19 protein-coding genes are annotated in these 16,369 nt (G+C 59.8%); 15 read left to right on the top strand and 4 right to left on the bottom strand.

All coding sequences use genetic code 11. The features are described from left to right. The first annotated feature begins 62 nt into the window (after positions 1 to 62). The 7 genes from FP026_RS07340 (at position 63) to FP026_RS07310 (ending at position 6,655) form a co-directional block, all read left to right on the top strand. Complete coding sequence (locus FP026_RS07340) at positions 63 to 776, top strand: SDR family NAD(P)-dependent oxidoreductase (protein ID WP_149633961.1); 714 nt, start codon at positions 63 to 65, stop codon at positions 774 to 776. A gap of 198 nt (positions 777 to 974) precedes the next feature. Further along, complete coding sequence (locus FP026_RS07335) at positions 975 to 2,012, top strand: LacI family DNA-binding transcriptional regulator (protein ID WP_149633960.1); 1,038 nt, start codon at positions 975 to 977, stop codon at positions 2,010 to 2,012. A gap of 20 nt (positions 2,013 to 2,032) precedes the next feature. Beyond that, on the top strand, positions 2,033 to 2,983 hold the full coding sequence (locus FP026_RS07330; RefSeq protein WP_149633959.1) for a substrate-binding domain-containing protein: 951 nt from the start codon (positions 2,033 to 2,035) through the stop codon (positions 2,981 to 2,983). Next, positions 2,980 to 3,789: an ATP-binding cassette domain-containing protein gene (locus FP026_RS07325; RefSeq protein WP_149633958.1), complete on the top strand. Its 810-nt coding sequence runs from the start codon at positions 2,980 to 2,982 to the stop codon at positions 3,787 to 3,789. The genes FP026_RS07330 and FP026_RS07325 overlap by 4 nt, the downstream gene beginning before the upstream one ends. Continuing rightward, positions 3,786 to 4,790: an ABC transporter permease gene (locus FP026_RS07320; protein ID WP_149633957.1), complete on the top strand. Its 1,005-nt coding sequence runs from the start codon at positions 3,786 to 3,788 to the stop codon at positions 4,788 to 4,790. Before FP026_RS07325 ends, FP026_RS07320 begins: the two co-directional genes overlap by 4 nt. Then, entirely contained in the window at positions 4,790 to 5,866 is a 1,077-nt protein-coding gene (locus tag FP026_RS07315) for a phosphotriesterase family protein (protein ID WP_149633956.1), read from the top strand. The genes FP026_RS07320 and FP026_RS07315 overlap by 1 nt, the downstream gene beginning before the upstream one ends. Positions 5,867 to 5,884: 18 nt before the next feature. Next, on the top strand, positions 5,885 to 6,655 hold the full coding sequence (locus FP026_RS07310; RefSeq protein ID WP_149633955.1) for a glutamine amidotransferase: 771 nt from the start codon (positions 5,885 to 5,887) through the stop codon (positions 6,653 to 6,655). Between the two features lie 3 nt (positions 6,656 to 6,658). Here the strand turns inward: FP026_RS07310 and FP026_RS07305 are convergent, their stop codons facing one another. Continuing rightward, positions 6,659 to 7,561, bottom strand: a complete 903-nt coding sequence (locus tag FP026_RS07305) for a PfkB family carbohydrate kinase (protein WP_149633954.1) — start codon at positions 7,559 to 7,561, stop codon at positions 6,659 to 6,661. 26 nt (positions 7,562 to 7,587) lie between these two features. Between FP026_RS07305 and FP026_RS07300 the strand changes: the two genes are divergently transcribed. From FP026_RS07300 to FP026_RS07290, 3 genes are all read left to right on the top strand, one after another. Next, positions 7,588 to 8,430, top strand: a complete 843-nt coding sequence (locus FP026_RS07300) for a BtpA/SgcQ family protein (protein ID WP_149633953.1) — start codon at positions 7,588 to 7,590, stop codon at positions 8,428 to 8,430. Positions 8,431 to 8,435: 5 nt separating this feature from the next. Continuing rightward, positions 8,436 to 9,080 carry a TenA family protein gene (locus FP026_RS07295; protein ID WP_149633952.1) on the top strand — a complete coding sequence of 215 codons (645 nt, stop codon included), beginning with the start codon at positions 8,436 to 8,438 and terminating at the stop codon, positions 9,078 to 9,080. Positions 9,081 to 9,146: 66 nt separating this feature from the next. After that, on the top strand, positions 9,147 to 9,464 hold the full coding sequence (locus tag FP026_RS07290) for a WGR domain-containing protein (RefSeq protein WP_149633951.1): 318 nt from the start codon (positions 9,147 to 9,149) through the stop codon (positions 9,462 to 9,464). Between the two features lie 20 nt (positions 9,465 to 9,484). On the opposite strand, the gene FP026_RS07285 is transcribed toward FP026_RS07290, so the two are convergent. Continuing rightward, the gene (locus FP026_RS07285; RefSeq protein WP_149633950.1) at positions 9,485 to 9,664 is read right to left on the bottom strand and encodes a hypothetical protein; all 180 of its coding nucleotides are present in this window, start codon (positions 9,662 to 9,664) and stop codon (positions 9,485 to 9,487) included. Positions 9,665 to 9,712: 48 nt separating this feature from the next. Here FP026_RS07285 and FP026_RS07280 point away from each other — a divergent pair, with 48 nt between their 5' ends. Next, positions 9,713 to 10,234, top strand: coding sequence for an ankyrin repeat domain-containing protein (locus tag FP026_RS07280; protein WP_149633949.1), 522 nt, complete (start codon positions 9,713 to 9,715; stop codon positions 10,232 to 10,234). A 192-nt stretch (positions 10,235 to 10,426) separates the two neighbouring features. On the opposite strand, the gene FP026_RS07275 is transcribed toward FP026_RS07280, so the two are convergent. Further along, positions 10,427 to 10,909, bottom strand: coding sequence for a CPBP family glutamic-type intramembrane protease (locus FP026_RS07275; protein ID WP_149633948.1), 483 nt, complete (start codon positions 10,907 to 10,909; stop codon positions 10,427 to 10,429). Positions 10,910 to 12,165: 1,256 nt separating this feature from the next. Here FP026_RS07275 and FP026_RS07270 point away from each other — a divergent pair. Both FP026_RS07270 and FP026_RS07265 read left to right on the top strand, forming a co-directional pair. After that, entirely contained in the window at positions 12,166 to 12,441 is a 276-nt protein-coding gene (locus FP026_RS07270) for an AbrB/MazE/SpoVT family DNA-binding domain-containing protein (RefSeq protein ID WP_149633947.1), read from the top strand. Then, positions 12,428 to 12,817 carry a type II toxin-antitoxin system VapC family toxin gene (locus FP026_RS07265; RefSeq protein ID WP_149633946.1) on the top strand — a complete coding sequence of 130 codons (390 nt, stop codon included), beginning with the start codon at positions 12,428 to 12,430 and terminating at the stop codon, positions 12,815 to 12,817. The genes FP026_RS07270 and FP026_RS07265 overlap by 14 nt, the downstream gene beginning before the upstream one ends. A 533-nt stretch (positions 12,818 to 13,350) precedes the next feature. On the opposite strand, the gene FP026_RS07260 is transcribed toward FP026_RS07265, so the two are convergent. Beyond that, on the bottom strand, positions 13,351 to 14,301 hold the full coding sequence (locus FP026_RS07260) for a LysR family transcriptional regulator (protein WP_149633945.1): 951 nt from the start codon (positions 14,299 to 14,301) through the stop codon (positions 13,351 to 13,353). Positions 14,302 to 14,399: 98 nt separating this feature from the next. Between FP026_RS07260 and FP026_RS07255 the strand changes: the two genes are divergently transcribed. Together FP026_RS07255 and FP026_RS07250 are read left to right on the top strand one after the other, a co-directional pair. After that, positions 14,400 to 15,275: a dioxygenase gene (locus FP026_RS07255; RefSeq protein ID WP_149633944.1), complete on the top strand. Its 876-nt coding sequence runs from the start codon at positions 14,400 to 14,402 to the stop codon at positions 15,273 to 15,275. After that, the gene (locus FP026_RS07250; RefSeq protein WP_149633943.1) at positions 15,272 to 16,333 is read left to right on the top strand and encodes a maleylacetate reductase; all 1,062 of its coding nucleotides are present in this window, start codon (positions 15,272 to 15,274) and stop codon (positions 16,331 to 16,333) included. Before FP026_RS07255 ends, FP026_RS07250 begins: the two co-directional genes overlap by 4 nt. Positions 16,334 to 16,369: the final 36 nt, after the last annotated feature.

Below are 16,369 nucleotides of genomic sequence, written 5' to 3'. Positions count from 1 at the left end.
GCGAAATCCGGACTGGGCTCTCATATTCGCCTCACAGCAAGACGAACTGAGGAGGCATGAGCATGCCATCATCTATTTCCAACTCCGCTGGCAGCATATTGATCATCGGCGCCTCACGCGGGCTCGGTCATGCCATGGCCGAGGAATTCTTCAAGAAAGGCTGGTCCGTCGTCGGTACGGTGCGGGCCTCGGCATCGCGGACGAAACTGCACGATCTCGTGGAGGCCTCCGCTGGACGGGTCACGATCGAGACACTCGACATCAACGAACCGGAGCAGCTTGCGTCTTTGCGCGCGCGTCTCGACGGGCGAGCCTTCGACATCCTGTTCGTCAACGCCGGAACGACGAATGTTCCGACGGAAACGATCGCGGACGTGACAACGCAGGAATTCGTCCGTGTCATGGTGACGAACGCACTCAGTCCGATGCGAACCGTCGAAGGCCTGCAGGATCTCGTCTCGCCCACGGGCCTGATCGGCGTCATGTCGTCAGGGCAGGGCAGTGTCAGCAACAATACCACCGGCATGCGAGAGGTCTATCGCGGCAGCAAGGCGGCGCTCAATACGTTGATGCGCAGTTATGCTGCCAGGCATGCGGACGATGCGCGCGCATTGCTGCTCATGGCTCCCGGCTGGGTCAAGACCGATTTGGGCGGCCCGGACGGGCGGCTGACGATTGAGGAAAGCATTCCAAGCCTGGTGAACGTGCTTCTCGATCAGCGAGGAACGCGCGGCCTGCAATATCTGGACTATCTGGGTCGAACGGTCCCCTGGTGACCACTGGAATAGGATGAGAAGCGGTCGACGTCATTTGGCGTATTATCGAATCGGCAGCGTTCCAAAAGACTGCCGAAAACGTCCGCACAAAGTTTTTTGCAGACCGACGGCCGGCAGGACCTTCTGAATCCTCTTGACAGGTTGGCGATTGTCATTGAATTTTAGTAAAGCGCTTTACTAAAACGGTTTACAAAGCTTATGGCAAAGGGACACACTCCAGGATTGAAGGATGTCGCGAAGGCCGCCGGTGTGTCGGTGACGACCGTCTCCCGAATGCTGAACGGCTCCCTGGACCTGCCCGTGCTCACCAAGCGGCGGATCGACGACGCGATCGCCTCCCTCAAATATCAGCCGAACCCGCATGCCCGGCGGCTGAGCCGCGGCCGCTCCGATACGATCGGTCTCGTTGTGCCCGATATCGCCAACCCGTTCTTCGCAACCATGGTGGCGGCCGTCGAGGAGGCGGCCAATGACAGGGGCCTAGCCGTATCCCTCTATGCGACACTCAACCGGACCGGCCGCGAGGTCGCCTACCTCAGACTGATCGAGCACAATCACGTGGACGGATTGGTCTTCGTCACCAACCATCCCGATAATGGCGAGCTTGCCGCCCTCATCAATCGAACGGGTAAGGTCGTCGTTGTCGACGAGGACGTTCCGCTCGCGACCGTCCCGAAACTCTTCTGTGACAATCGGCAAGGCGGCTATTTCGCCGGCCGTCATCTGGCTGAATTTGGCCATCGCCACGTGCTTTATGTTGGCGGCCCAGACGCCATGATCAGCACGCAGCGGCGCTTCAACGGATTGTACGAGGGCCTACGGGAGCACTTCGGCGACGACGTCTCGATCCGGCGCTATAGCGGCGAATATACGATTGCCTGCGGACGGGAGATGGCGCTGCGCTTCCTGGAAGAGGGCATGCCGGCAACCGCGATCTTCGCCAGCTCGGACGAAATCGCCATCGGCATGATCGAAGTCCTGCGGGAGAAGGGGATTTCGATACCCGATGACCTGTCCCTCATCGGCTTCGACGATGTCAGTCCGTTGCATCTTTTTGCGCCGCCTCTGACGGCGATCCGGCAGCCGGTGCGCGCCATCGGGCAGCGCGCCCTGTCCCTTCTTCTCGAGACAAACTGGCAGGAAAGCAAATCGCTCGCCACCGAGGAACTCGTGCCAGTCGAAATCGTCGTGCGGAATTCCGTTGCACCGCCGTCGACACATAACAAGCAACGGTAACGAAACCAGAGGATGAGAACATGGAACAGATCAAACGTCGGGCGTTCAACCTCGCCCTTGCCTTTACCGCGTTAGCGGGTGTGACCTTGGCAGCTCCGTTGGCGCATGCCGCCGGCAAGACCTATGCACTGGTGCAGATCAACCAGCAGGCCCTTTTCTTCAATCAGATCAATGAAGGTGCTCAGAAGGCCGCTGATGCCTCGGGCGACAAACTCGTCATCTTCAACGCCAACAACGATGCTGCTGCGCAGAACAGCGCTATCGAGACCTATGTCCAGCAGAAGGTCGATGGCCTTATCGTCGTTGCCATCGACGTCAACGGCATCATGCCGGCCGTCAAACAGGCTTCGGATGCCGGCATTCCGGTCGTCGCTATCGATGCGATCCTGCCGGAAGGCCCGCAGAAATCGCAGATCGGCGTCGATAACGGCAAGGCCGGCGCCGATATCGGTGCCTATTTCCTCGACTACGTGAAGAAGAATGCAGGTGGCAAGGCAAAGGTCGGCATCGTCGGCGCCCTGAACTCCTATATCCAGAACCTCCGCCAGAAAGGTTTCGAAGACGCGATCAAGGGCGGCAGCATCGAGACGGCCGGCATTGTCGATGGCCAGAATATCCAGGACAACGCTCTTGCCGCCGCCGAAAATCTCATCACCGGCAATCCGGACATGACGGCGATCTACGCCACCGGCGAGCCGGCCCTGCTCGGCGCGATCGCCGCCGTTCAGAGCCAGAGCAAGCAGGACAGCATCAAGGTCTTCGGCTGGGATCTGACCGCGCAGGCGATCGCAGGCCTCGATCAAGGCTATGTCGTCGCCGTCGTCCAGCAAGACCCGGCAGGCGAGGGCAAGGCCGCCGTCGAAGCCTTGGCGAAGCTGACCGCCGGCCAGAGCGTCGAAAAGAGCATCTCCGTACCGATTACGATCGTGACGAAGCAGAACGTCGATCCATACCGGGCCGTCTTCAAATGATTAGGGAGAACCGGCCTGTTCATGCCGGAGCCGGGGAGGCGCAAGCCTCCCGGCATTCCTCCGGCTCGCCGGCTGTGACGCCGGCCGTATCGCTGCGCGGCATCCGCAAGACCTTCGGTTCGCATGAGGCGCTGCGCGGCGTCGATCTCGACCTCTTTCCCGGAGAGTGCCTCGGCCTCGTCGGCGACAACGCCGCCGGGAAGTCGACGCTCACCAAGATCATCTCCGGCACCTACCTGCCGGATGACGGAACCATTTCGCTGAACGGCCAGGAGGTCAAATTCTCCGGACCCGCCGATGCGCGCGACCGGCACATCGAAATGGTCTTCCAGGATCTGAGCCTCTGCGATCACGTCGATGTCGTCGGCAATCTTTTCCTTGGGCGCGAAATCACCAAAGGCCCCTTCCTCGACCGCCAGAAAATGCTGGCCGAGGCCCGCAAGATGCTGGATGCGCTCGAGATCCGCATTCCGCGCCTGTCGGCCAAGGTCGAGAAGCTGTCCGGCGGCCAGCGCCAGGCGATCGCGATCGCGCGGGCGGCCTCGTTCAGCCCTAAAGTGCTGATCATGGACGAACCGACATCGGCTCTCGCGGTCGCCGAGGTCGAAGCCGTTCTCTCGCTCATCAATCGGGTCAAGGCGACCGGCGTATCCGTCGTCCTCATCACTCACCGCCTTCAGGATCTGTTCAGGGTCTGCGACCGGATCGCCGTCATGTACGAAGGCGTCAAGGTCGCGGAGCGCGATATCGGCAAGACCAATCTTGAGGATCTCGTCAAGCTCATCGTTGGGGGAGAAAGACATTGACCGTCTACACCGAACGCAGCAAGGGCTCACCGATATCAGATTTTCTGAGTGAGAACGCTCAGGTCCTGTCGATCGCCTTCTTCTTCCTGGCATGCCTCGTTTTCTTCTCGCTGACGACGACGACCTTCATGACGATGGGCAATATTCTCAACGTCGTGCGCCAAGCGGCTCCCATCCTTGTCGTCGCGATCGCCATGACGCTGGTCATCGTCACAGGCGGGATCGACCTTTCCGTCGGCTCCATGCTGGCTCTCATCAATGCCGTCGCCGCCATCACGCTGGCGACGGGCATACCCTGGCCAGTCGTATCGATCGGCATGCTCGCCTTCGGCGGCATCGTCGGCCTGCTGCAGGGCTGGTTCATCGCCTACCAGAATATTCCCGCCTTCATCGTCACCCTGGCCGGTCTCTCCATCCTGCGCGGCGTCGCTCTCTATCTGACCCAGGGCTATTCCATTCCGATCAACGACGAACCGGGCTTCTTCTACATGGGACGCGGCGAACTGGCCGGCTTTCCCGTTCCGGCCCTGATCGCAATCCTGATCGCGATCGCCGGCTATGTCGTCATGGCCTCAACGAAATACGGGCGCCAGATCGTGGCGGTAGGATCGAACATGGAAGCGGCCCGCCGCGTCGGCATGCCGGCCAAGTGGATCGTCGCTTCGGTCTATCTGGTGTCAGGGGTCGCATCGGCACTGGCGGGGCTTTTGATTGCCGCGCGCCTTGGCTCGGGGTCATCGAATGCGGCAGTCGGCTTCGAACTTCAGGTGATTGCCGCCGTCGTGCTTGGCGGCACATCGCTGATGGGCGGGCGGGGCACGATGATCGGCACGGTTCTCGGCACCATGACCATCGCCGTCATCGGCAACGGCCTGATCCTGATGCACATCTCGCCCTTCTTCACCCAGATCGTCACCGGGGCGATCATCCTTGTCGCCATTTGGCTGAACACGCGCATCTTCACCACCAATTTCCGACTGGCAGGCAGGAGGAAGAACTGATGGCAACGGATGAGCTTTCACCCGGTCACATCCGGTCCGGACATGTGATGACCGTCTCGGGGCTGGTTCCGGTCTCCGACATCGGCATCACCCTGATGCACGAGCATATCCTCAACGATTGCCGCTGCTGGTGGCACGCGCCGAAGACGCCTGAACGCCAATACCTTGCCGAGAGCTTCGTGTGCATGGAGATCCTTGGCGAGCTGCGACAGGATCCGTTCGTCAACAAGCACAACATCACGCTGGATGACGAACAGCTCGCCGTGACAGAGCTCAGGGATTTTGCCGGGGTCGGCGGCCGGACGGTCGTCGAGCCGACGTGTCAGGGCATCGGCCGCGATCCTCTCGCTCTGCGGCGGATTTCCAAGACGACGGGACTGAACATCGTCATGGGGGCCGGCTTTTATCTCGGCTCGTCGCATCCGGCGAGGGTTGCCGATATGTCAGCGGCTCAGATCGCCGATGAGATCGTGTCGGAGGCAATGGTCGGCGCGGATGGCACCGACGTGAAGATCGGCCTCATCGGCGAGATCGGCGTCTCGTCCGATTTCACGGCTGCGGAGGAAAAATCGCTGCGGGGCGCGGCGCAAGCACATGTGCGCACCGGCCTGCCTCTGATGGTCCACCTTCCGGGCTGGTATCGCCTCGGCCACAAGGTTCTCGACATCGTGGCATCCGAGGGCGCCGATCTCAGGCATACGGTGCTGTGCCACATGAACCCGTCGCATGACGATCTCACCTATCAATCGGAGTTGGCTGCCCGCGGCGCCTTCCTCGAATATGACATGATCGGTATGGATTTCTTTTATGCCGACCAGCAGGTGCAATGCCCAAGCGACGAGGAGGCGGCCCGCGCGCTCGTCAAGCTCGTCGAGATGGGACACAAGGATCGGCTTCTGCTCTCCCACGACGTCTTCCTGAAGATGATGCTCAAGCATTACGGGGGCAACGGCTACGCCTATGTCCTGCGCCACTTCCTGCCGCGCCTGAAGCGCCATGGATTGGACGATGCAACGCTCGATATCTTAATGCGCGCCAATCCGAGGTCGGTCTTCGAGGCCGACACAACGCCATAAAAAAGAAATGGAAACATCATGACAAAGAAGGTTCTTCTCGTCGGCGAAAGCTGGGTCAGCTCCGCCACGCATTATAAGGGCTTCGATCAGTTTGGAAGCGTCACCTTCCACCTCGGCGCAGAGCCGCTCGTAAAAGCGCTCGCCGGCAGCGAGTATGAACTCACCTATATGCCGGCCCATGAAGCGGTCGAACAACTGCCTTTCGACATGGCCGGGCTGGACGCCTATGACGCGATCATCCTTTCCGATATCGGCGCCAATTCGCTGCTCCTTCCGCCGGCGGTCTGGCTGCATTCGAAGACCGTCCCGAACCGGCTGAAACTGCTCAAGGCCTGGGTGGAGAAAGGTGGCGGCCTGTTGATGGTCGGTGGCTATTTTTCCTTCCAGGGGATCGACGGCAAAGCCCGCTGGCGCCGTACCGCCGTCGAGGACGTGCTGCCGGTGACGTGCCTGCCCTATGACGACCGCGTCGAAATTCCTGAGGGAACGACGCCGGTCATCGTCAAATCCGATCACGCGACCGTCGCCGGCATGCCAAAAGTATGGCCTTTGCTTCTCGGTGTCAACGAAGTCGAGGTGCGCAAGCGCGACGATGTTGAAGTGATCGCTAGCCTACCCGATGATCAGGGCGGACATCCGCTCCTGGTGACCGGCCGCTTCGGCAAGGGCCGGACAGCTGCCTGGACCTCGGACATCGGTCCCCATTGGCTCTCGCCCGCCTTCTGCGAATGGGAGGGCTACGGGCGCCTTTGGAAGAATATCCTCGGTTGGCTCACCGAGGAAAAATAGGCCTTATTCGCCCACAAGGATGCCGGCAAGATCGGCGCTGTTGGGGAAGGCCGAGCAAGTTCCCCTGCGGCTGACCGTGATGGCGGCAGCCGCGGTTGCGTGACGAATGGCTCGGGCGTCGAGCGTCGTGCCTCTGAGCGCAGCCGAGGCAAGCGCAACCGCCATGAAGGTGTCGCCGGCGCCCGTCGTGTCGACGACCTCGGTCGCGAGCGCTGGGACAGTCGCCAGCACCTGGCTGCCGCTGGCAAGGATCGCGCCGGCGCCGCCGAGGGTCAGAACAGTCTGCGCGACACCAGCTTCGGCCAGGCGTCGAATGGCGGTCTCGCCGGACGATCCGGTCAGGCTTTCGGCCTCGCCCCTGTTGAGGAAGGCGATGTCGATCAGCGGCCAGAGTTCGGTAAAGTAGGGCCGCAGCGGGGAGGGGTTGAAGGCGGTCGCCAGGCCACGGTGCCTGGCTTCGGCAAGAATGCCGCGGGTGACGTCCTCGCTGAGATTGCCCTGCAGCACGACGAGATCGCCGGCTGTGGCATCCGCGAGTGGAGCGAGCGCCTCGGCAAGGGTCAATGCCTCGGCCGAGGCCGTCGTGGTCACGATGGCATTTTCGCCGTCTGGCGTAATGAAGATGATGGAGAAGTCGCTGGAGCGGTCGGGATGTCCCACAAGGCGCGCATCGACCGCCTCTCTTGCAAGCTGATCGCGGATGGTCTGGGCGCGAAAATCGTCGCCGACGGCTGCGACAAGCGTCGTGGACAAGCCCGTCCGGCCCATCACGACCGCCTGATTGGCGCCTTTGCCGCCAAGGTCGCGGGTTTCCTCCCGACCGAGGATCGAGGCACCGGCTTCGGGCATGGACAATACGGAAATGGTTTCGTCGATGGCGACGTTACCGATGACATAGGCACGCATGGCAGACTTTCAGAAAGGAAAGAGAAATGCAGCAGATATCGGATAGGGCCTCGAGCGCCATACGGGAAATCTTCGGTACTGACAAGGCGCTGATCGGCATGATCCATTGCCCGCCTTTCCCTGGTGCCCCGCGCTATCGCAGCGCAGCGATGGATTCCATTTATGACACCTGCATGCGCGACGCCGAAGCGCTCGTCAAGGGCGGCATCCATGGCCTGATCATCGAAAACCATGGGGACATTCCCTTTTCGAAACCCGAGGACATCGGCCATGAAACCGCAGCCTTCATGTCTGTCGTGACGGACCGTATTGCTCGCACCGTCGGCGTGCCACTTGGCATCAATGTGCTTGCCAATGCACCGATCCCCGCCTTTGCAGTTGCGATGGCCGGAGGCGCGCGCTTCATCCGCGTCAACCAATGGGCTAACGCCTATGTCGCCAATGAGGGTTTCATGGAGGGACGCGCGGCAGAGGCCATGCGCTATCGCTCGCTGCTGCGCGCCGAACATATCAGGGTCTTTGCCGACAGCCATGTGAAGCACGGCGCACACGCCATCACCGCCGACCGAACGATCGACGAGCTGACCCGGGACCTCGCCTTCTTCGATGCCGACGTCGTCATCGCCACCGGCCAAAGGACTGGCAATAGCGCGACGATCGAGGAAATCGAGGAGATCGGCGCCGCCACCCATCTGCCCCTGCTGGTCGGCTCCGGCGTCACCAAGGACAATATCGTCGAGATCCTCAAGCGCACGAACGGCGTCATCGTCGCTTCGTCACTGAAGGAAGGTGGCGTCTGGTGGAATCCGGTGGAGCCCGCCCGTGTCGCAGCCTTCGTCGAAGCGGCAAAACCCGGCCTGGAGGCGTGAGGGCGATGGCACAAACCCTGTCGGAGCAGATGCTTGACGAGAACCGGTATGTCTTTGAAGCGATGGTTCGACACCGCTTCATCGAGGATATCAAGGCCGACCGTCTCCCGAACGAGGTTTTCGAGCGTTACCTCGTCTTCGAGGGCGCCTTCGTCGACACAGCGATCGCGATCTTCTCCTATGCCACCGCGAAGGCCGGGACCATCGCGCAGAAACGTTGGCTGATCGGCGTTCTCGACGCGCTTGCAAACCAGCAGATCGCATATTTCGAAAAAACCTTCGCGGCGCGGGGCATCGATCCGGCCCGATACGACACCGCGCGAGAAGATGTCGCCGCCTTCCGCGAGGGAATGCTTGCGATCGCCCGCGATGGCGCGTTTCTCGATACGATCGCCGCAATGTTTGCCGCCGAATGGATGTATTGGACCTGGTCGGTCGAAGCCAATCGGTCGGCGATCCGCGATCCCCTGCTCAAGGAATGGGTCAGGCTTCATGCCGAGCCCGAATTCGAGGCGCAGGCGCGATGGCTGAAAACCGTGCTCGACCAAGCGGGAGAGGTCATGGGCGCTGACGAACGCAAGCGGCTGAGCGCCATTTTCGGTCAAGCACAGCGTCTGGAAATCGCTTTCCACGAAGCCGCCTATTCCTGATCGCCGACCCGGCTATCTGCTGCGAGCAGGGAAGGGGCCGGCAGGGGGCACGAATATATAACGGAAATGAATCGGACCGGCTCGACCGATTCAAAACACTCGTTGGACCCCGCCAGCCGGATTGATCATCCTGCTGGCATGCTTAGTCAACCTTATCATCTCTACATCGAACGCACGGACGCTGCGCGAAACATGGCGCGCTATTATGCCCTGGAGATATCAACGACTTTGTTCGGCGACACATGCCTGACAAGAAGATGGGGCCGCATAGGGTTCGGCGGGCAGACCATGGCGCATCATTTCGCCGATGAAAGTGACGCCGTCATGATGTTTCTCACATTGGCCCGGCAGAAGCGTGCCAGAGGATACCGGCCGCGACCCTAGGCGTCCGGGCCGGAGGCGCCCTAGATGGACCAATGCCCGGTATTGGATCCATGAGCAACCTGGGTTTCGTCAAGACTACCTTGCCGGGTGGTTTCATCGTTTCTATTTGTTATCTTGCGAGGCATCGAATTCCAGAATGCCAGAAAGATGAACCCGACAAAGCCGCCGAGGCCCAGCAACCCTAAAACCATGTTTCCCATGAGAGCCTCCGCTGGCACCTGCCTTCCGCAGACGAGATCATACCATATATGAGCGTTCATCCCGAATATGACGACTATGTATATATCATCGACATCCTGGCAACGGGTAGCGACGAGCAATTCGATGAGCTGGCGGCGCTTATCGGCGAATTTCCGCGCGGTGCCGATAAATATCTGGGCCGCCCCTGGATCCGGAATGCAATCGATTGCGGATCCTTGACGGCCATCGAATGGATGCTGAAGTATCGGGTCGATCTATCATTTCGGGACGATGAGGGCTACACGGTTCTCCATGCCGCGCTCGCACGCAAGCGACCGGACAGGTATTCCGTCCTCGCTCTCCTCCTCAACAACGGCGCGCCGGTCAACGCCCATGGGATCAATGACTGGACACCCGCGCACATGGCCGCGGTTCGCGAAGACATCGAGGCGCTGCGACTGCTGATCAAACACGGTGCGGACCTGTCGATCCGCACGCGCATCGATGATTACGAGACGCCGCTCGAGGAGGCGCGCAGTCTGGGCCGTATGGTTTCCGTCCGTTTCCTGGAGGAGTTGAACGGAACATAACCAGCGATGCGCTGTGTTTGATTATCCGACACGAACAGAGTTCGCACCGGTGATTTCCATAAAAAGCACGATGACTACGATCTTAGCTCTCTTTCCAATCGCCAAGCTTGGATATCTCGAACGGCAGCTCAACGGACTTATCGCGTTCGATGTGAAAACCCAGTTTCTCCGAAATTTCGTTGGCCGCCGCCGTCATCCTTGACGTGAAGAGCGCCAAAGCTTCATCCATAGATAACCACGAAAAAATAATTCCTCGCAGCTCGGTGCGATAATGCAGGTTGAGAGTATAAACAGAATGCTTGTAGCCGAAAAGTTGTAGCTTGCATGGTCTAAGCCGTGCCAAGCGGACTTTAAGATCAGCAAGACAAGGCCCACCATAAGCGCATAGATCAACGAACGACGTTGGCGATCCGGTCGGGCAACCTCACGAATACGTGGCAGGATTGACCCCAAAAGCACTATGTCGATTGTCAAGATCGGTACCATAATGGCGATCTCAGTTCGTGCCGTCGCGGTAACCTCCGATGTGGACAGCACGACACCGGCGATATTGGTAGTGAGAAAAGCCGCAAATACGGCGATTATGATAAGTCCAATATCACCCGCGCAGACGAGAAAAAGCATACGGCAGATGGTTGTCACCTCTGCCAGAAATCGCTTCCAGAACTGCGCCATGAACTACAAGCCGCCTAGCCACGTGAATTTCAATGATTGGTTGGGGTCATCGCTGCCTAAAAAATGGACTAATGAGGAAATCCCATACCAAAAATGAGATAATTGGAGAGAGAAAGGCGAAGTAAATGAAGTGATCTCCAATTCCCCGTAGGCCGAAGGGAAACAGAAAAATCAAAAGGGGGTTTATGATGGCAAGGGGTATGAGAATGTTAAGATATTTCAACCGTTACCTCCCCAGTATCGGACATAGGCCCTGACGAGAACCAGAATCTATGTCCTTTGCAGCGGTTCCGAGAACTATCTGTGGCTTCCGGAGCTACTAATGCCTCTACCGCCGTCAGATGCGGGACCTCCACCGTAATCACCCATGGCAGTATAGCCACCATAGTCGGGTGAGGCTCCGCTGTTAATATTATTTTCTACCGAGTTACCGATGGCATATCCGGCGAGCCCGCCGCCGGCAGCGCCGATCCGCCCGCCCACGGGACCAGCCGCAGAGCCAGCCGTTCCCCCCGACTACGCCACCGACAGCAGCACCGATCCGGCCGCCCCATCCGCTGTTTGAACCACTATCAGATGAACCACCCATAAAACTTCTCCTATCTTGCGCTTTGGGTTGAAATTTCATTATGTGATGCATCACAGATAGTATTATCTGTGCCAGATGTTGTTATAATCAACCCTAAAAGTCGCGCCCAATAGGAAAAACAACCCTTGGATGAAACTCCAGCATCGTTTTCCTGGTTCACAAAGACAATCGTCCTGGACTCCAGACGATATCAAAGATGCATGGGACGAGATCACGAGCCAGGAAAACGCCGAGGCAATAGGTGCGCCCTTCGATGGGGGCGCGGGATTTACCCTGACCCCGCGAAAATACAATCCCAATGCCTAAGTTGCTTCCTGGTTGAGTTGCACCGGAATTCCTGAGGCTGGCCGAAATAGGCCAGCAGCCATTCCTGAGCGGGTATAACAACCACCCGAAACCTTCCGTGAGAAATTCAGATCGATCCTGGAAGAGGGCGGGTGGGAACGCCCAGCGGCGAGCCTCGGGAACGATCGTCGCGCTCAACCGTGGCTCCGTATATGACACGGCTTTTCTCCGGAGACGCGCCAGCATTAGACCGGACGCAGTCTCCAATGCCCGCCTTCGCCACCTTCCAGCCACCTTCCTTCTCTCTTGCCCCAAGGCGGCTACCTTGAAAGGCGGGGGGACAACACGCTATCTTACCTTTGTCTTACTCCAGGAGCGCCATATGGCCCGGACAGAACAAATCGTTACCACAGTCTCGACCAAGGGGCAGGTCATCTTGCCGGCGGCCATTCGCCTGCGCCGCGACTGGCTAGCAGGCACACGGCTGATCGTCGAGGAGACCCCAGAAGGCGTCCTCCTGAAGCAGGCTCCCGCTTTCCCTGACGCAAAGTCGGAAGACGTGTTCGGGATGCTACCGTTCACGGGGGCCCCAAAGACGTTGGAAGACATGGAGGCCGGCGTGCTGGCCGAGGCCCGGCGCCGCCATGATTGCGACTGATACCAATCTCGTCGTTCGCTACCTGACGGGCGATCATCCAGAACAATCCGCGCGCGCCCGGTTGCTGATCGATGGCGAGCGGGTTTTCGTGAGCGTAACGGTGATGCTCGAAACCGAATGGATGCTGCGCAGCGCCTATGGTTACAAGGCGTCTGATGTTGCGCGGGCTTTGCGCGCCTTCGGTGGCCTGCAGACGGTGACTGTCGAAGATGCCGCAGTCGTCGCCGATGCAATCGACCTTGCCGAAGGTGGCGTGGACTTCGCCGATGCCCTGCATCTCAGCCGAGCCGGTCACTGCGATGGATTTGCCACGTTCGATCGGAGGCTTGTTAAGGCCGCACAAGCCGCAGGCCATGTCAAAGTCAGAGAAGCGTGATGACGAAGCTCGGACTTCGAGCGCCACATACCGTGTTCTCGTCGGCCGACACCATCGGAAGCTTAAAACTCATGAACACGAAGTCCGAGATCACGGTTTCCAAGCAAAGACTGATATCGGCGGTCTTCCAATTTGGGGGATTCAGACCAAACTCCTCACATCAATACCGGTTGTCGGGCCGATAAGAGGGCGAAGCATGAAACGGTTACTCGCACGCATGAGACCAATTTGAACGTGCATCTCGACTGAGGAGCTTCAGTCGCGCCGATTTCGATTCTGCGGAGAAATACCGGACGCTGCTACGGCAAGGCAAATAGCGCGGATGGCATTCTGACCATATATAATCCGAAGAGATTGAAACTACCGGTCTCATCTGCTTCCCGCATGGCGAGACGGTGAAGGGCCTAGATCGACGGTGGGCGTAAAGCACGTGGGGCGAGGCCATAGGTGCGGGAAGCGAGGTCTCAGTAAAGCCAACGGACACTTACTCGTCGCTTAGATGGGGCGCTCACTTTCCGATGCCTTCGTACTGCTCAGAGCCCCCAAATTACTGATTCCTCATGGCGTTTGATCAGATGCCGGAGATCCTGGAAGCCGAGGCGTACGAATTCGGCAAATTGGTCGACCGCGGGAGCGCGTGGCGCGTCGGCGCGCTTCAGGATCGCAAGGGCACGTTCCGGGTGAGGGATCGTGACCGGCAGCGCGGTGATCGTCTTTTCCTTTCGCTGTGCAAAGACGACGCTGTGTGGCATGACCGTCAGCGCATCCGCCGATTTCAGGTAGTTGATCACGCTCATCAGCGACCCGCCCGTGTAGCGAATCTTGATTTCGGTGGCGCCAAGGGAGAGGAGCAGCGCACGCAAATCCGCCAACAACGGGCTTCCGGGTGGCGGCGCGATCCAGGGGTAATCAAGCAGATGGCTCGGCTGCGGCCGGCGCTTTAGTAGCAGCGGATGAGTTACCCGACAGGCGACCACGTTGCGCCCAGGCAGAATCTGCTGAAACTCGAGCCCAGAGCCCTCGTCGAGAATATCGATCGGACAAATGGCAAGATCAATCTGATCAGCTCTGAGCGCAGCGCGCAGATCCGCGAAGTAGCCATAGCTCTGGTCAATACGCACATCCGGATGGCTCGTCTGGAATTCCGCGCACAGGCGGGCAATCAGTGCGTCCATGAAGAAGGGCGTGCCGCCGACGCGCACGACGCCGCTTTTACCGACCTTGAAACTTTCTACGAGGTCCGACGCCTTGCGCGAGGCTGCCAGCATCGCCAGTCCATGCTCGGCGAGCGATAGGCCGAGGGGTGTCGGCTGAAGTGGCCGGCGGCCCTTGACGAACAGCGGCTCGCCGACGCGTCTTTCCAACATGGACAAGGTGCGCGAAACGGCCGGTTGCACCAAGCCCAGCAAGGCAGCGCCCTCCGTTACCCCGCCCGTCTTAACGACGGCGGCAAGTTGGATGAGATGGCGTTCGTCTAACTTCATAACGATGCGTTATACTGGATAACAAAAAAATCATCAATCCATGCAAATCGGACTGCTAGTATAAACACCGGATACACGACAGATCGTGGAGGATGAGCATGGCGGAGCGTGCGAAGGCGCTCACATTCAGCGAGGCGACGTCAGCGGAGGTTTTCTCCGAGCGTTTCTCCGCCAGCAGTGACGGCAGTCTGTCACGGCTGATCGCTGCCGCGGTCATCCATGTTCATGATCTCATCAAGCAATTTCGCCCGACCCAGGACGAATGGCGCAAGGTCATTGCCTTCCTAACGGACGTAGGCCATGCCTCGGACGAGCGGCGACAGGAATGGGTGCTTCTGTCGGATCTCATCGGTGCGTCGGCGCTGGTCGAGGAAATCAATTCGCGGCGGCCGAAAGCGGCGACGCCGAATACCATTCGCGGACCGTTTTTCCGCAATGATGCGCCAGAAAGGGTAGCAGGTTCTTCGATCTCCCTCGACGGCATCGGCGAGCCGCTGACGGTGTCCGTGCGGGTGCAGGATCTCGATGGCCTGCCGATCGCAGGCGCCGAGGTCGTAACCTGGCAGGCCAATGCCGAGGGCTTTTACGAGAACCAGCAGCCGGATTTGCAGCCGGAACATAATCTGCGCGGCTTGTTTCGCACGGATACCGACGGACGCTTCCATTATCGCTCCGTCGTGCCGTCGGGCTACGGCGTGCCGGATGATGGCCCGGTCGGGCGGCTGCTGGCCGAGGCGGGCTATCCGTTGCGCCGCCCGGCGAACCTGCATTTCGTCGTTCGCGCCAAGGGCTTCGAGACGATCACCACCCACATTTACGATTCGAACGACCCGCATCTTGGCGAGGATGCCCTCTTCGCGGTGCGGCCTGAGCTCATTGCCTGCTTCGAGCCGGCCAAGATCGATGGACAGCGCGCCAAGACGGTGAGCCTCACCTTCGTCATGGTGCGAACAAAGCCAGGGAGGGCAGGATGACCCAAGATTTTTGCTATGCGGGCAGTCCCGCCCAAGTCGTCTTCGGTGCCGGCAGCCGGAACCGGGTAGCGGAATGGGTCGCAAAAACCGGCCGCAAGCGAGCCTTGGTGCTCTCGACGCCGCATCAGAAGGCTGATGCGGAGGCGCTGGCCAAAGAGATCGGGCCACTTGCCTGCGGTGTTTTCTCAGGCGCGACTATGCACACGCCTGTCGAGGTGACCGACGAGGCGATGAGGATGGTGGCGGAAACGGGGGCGGACATCATCATCTCCCTTGGTGGCGGATCGACGACGGGTCTCGGCAAGGCGATTGCCTATCGCACCGATCTTCTCCAGATCGTCATTCCCACGACCTATGCCGGGTCGGAGGTGACGCCGATCCTCGGGCAGACCGAAGGCGGCCGCAAGACGACGGTGCGCGATGCCAGGATATTGCCTGAGATCGTGATTTACGATCCGGCGCTGACGCTGGGAATGCCGGTCGCCATGAGCGTGACGAGCGGGCTCAATGCGATGGCCCATGCCGTCGAGGGGCTTTATGCGCGAGACCGTAATCCAATTTCGAGCCTGATGGCGTTGGAAGGCCTGAGCGCCTTTGCCCGAAGCCTGCCATTTATCGTCAACGATCCCATGAACGCGGAGGCGCGCAGCGATGCGCTTTACGGCGCCTGGCTCTGCGGTTCGGTGCTCGGCACGGTCGGCATGGCGTTGCATCACAAGATTTGCCACACGCTCGGCGGCTCCTTTGATACGCCGCATGCCGAAACCCACGCGGTGATGTTGCCGCATACGGCCGCTTTCAATGCCGCTGCCGCGGCATCGGAGCTGGCGGGAGCGGCCGATATTTTCGGCGGCTCCATAGGCGGAGGGCTATGGGATTTTGCAAACGGGCTCGGATCGCCATTGTCGCTCAAGGACTTCGGTCTGACGGAAGCCGATCTCGATCGCGCGGCTGCGATCGCTGTCGAGAATCCATACTGGAATCCCCGGCCGATCGATCGGGGTGCGATCCGTCAGCTTCTGCAGGACGCCTGGGAGGGCCGGCGGCCAACGGACTGAGACATAGGCGCCCGCGGGCGCGCGCTTTGGGAGAAG

Source organism: Martinezella tropici, from assembly GCF_008370325.1.
In the GTDB taxonomy this organism is placed as follows: Bacteria; Pseudomonadota; Alphaproteobacteria; order Rhizobiales; family Rhizobiaceae; genus Rhizobium; species Rhizobium tropici_B.
Note: the sequence above shows the minus strand (reverse complement) of the source record. Positions and strands in the feature narration are given on the sequence as shown.

Coding starts and splice junctions, on each gene's coding strand:
- FP026_RS07340 (WP_149633961.1), top strand. CDS start 63: ATGCCATCATCTATTTCCAACTCCGCTGGCAGCATATTGATCATCGGC.
- FP026_RS07335 (WP_149633960.1), top strand. CDS start 975: ATGGCAAAGGGACACACTCCAGGATTGAAGGATGTCGCGAAGGCCGCC.
- FP026_RS07330 (WP_149633959.1), top strand. CDS start 2,033: ATGGAACAGATCAAACGTCGGGCGTTCAACCTCGCCCTTGCCTTTACC.
- FP026_RS07325 (WP_149633958.1), top strand. CDS start 2,980: ATGATTAGGGAGAACCGGCCTGTTCATGCCGGAGCCGGGGAGGCGCAA.
- FP026_RS07315 (WP_149633956.1), top strand. CDS start 4,790: ATGGCAACGGATGAGCTTTCACCCGGTCACATCCGGTCCGGACATGTG.
- FP026_RS07310 (WP_149633955.1), top strand. CDS start 5,885: ATGACAAAGAAGGTTCTTCTCGTCGGCGAAAGCTGGGTCAGCTCCGCC.
- FP026_RS07305 (WP_149633954.1), bottom strand. CDS start 7,561: ATGCGTGCCTATGTCATCGGTAACGTCGCCATCGACGAAACCATTTCC.
- FP026_RS07300 (WP_149633953.1), top strand. CDS start 7,588: ATGCAGCAGATATCGGATAGGGCCTCGAGCGCCATACGGGAAATCTTC.
- FP026_RS07295 (WP_149633952.1), top strand. CDS start 8,436: ATGGCACAAACCCTGTCGGAGCAGATGCTTGACGAGAACCGGTATGTC.
- FP026_RS07290 (WP_149633951.1), top strand. CDS start 9,147: ATGAATCGGACCGGCTCGACCGATTCAAAACACTCGTTGGACCCCGCC.
- FP026_RS07285 (WP_149633950.1), bottom strand. CDS start 9,664: ATGGGAAACATGGTTTTAGGGTTGCTGGGCCTCGGCGGCTTTGTCGGG.
- FP026_RS07280 (WP_149633949.1), top strand. CDS start 9,713: ATGAGCGTTCATCCCGAATATGACGACTATGTATATATCATCGACATC.
- FP026_RS07275 (WP_149633948.1), bottom strand. CDS start 10,909: ATGGCGCAGTTCTGGAAGCGATTTCTGGCAGAGGTGACAACCATCTGC.
- FP026_RS07270 (WP_149633947.1), top strand. CDS start 12,166: ATGGCCCGGACAGAACAAATCGTTACCACAGTCTCGACCAAGGGGCAG.
- FP026_RS07265 (WP_149633946.1), top strand. CDS start 12,428: ATGATTGCGACTGATACCAATCTCGTCGTTCGCTACCTGACGGGCGAT.
- FP026_RS07260 (WP_149633945.1), bottom strand. CDS start 14,301: ATGAAGTTAGACGAACGCCATCTCATCCAACTTGCCGCCGTCGTTAAG.
- FP026_RS07255 (WP_149633944.1), top strand. CDS start 14,400: ATGGCGGAGCGTGCGAAGGCGCTCACATTCAGCGAGGCGACGTCAGCG.
- FP026_RS07250 (WP_149633943.1), top strand. CDS start 15,272: ATGACCCAAGATTTTTGCTATGCGGGCAGTCCCGCCCAAGTCGTCTTC.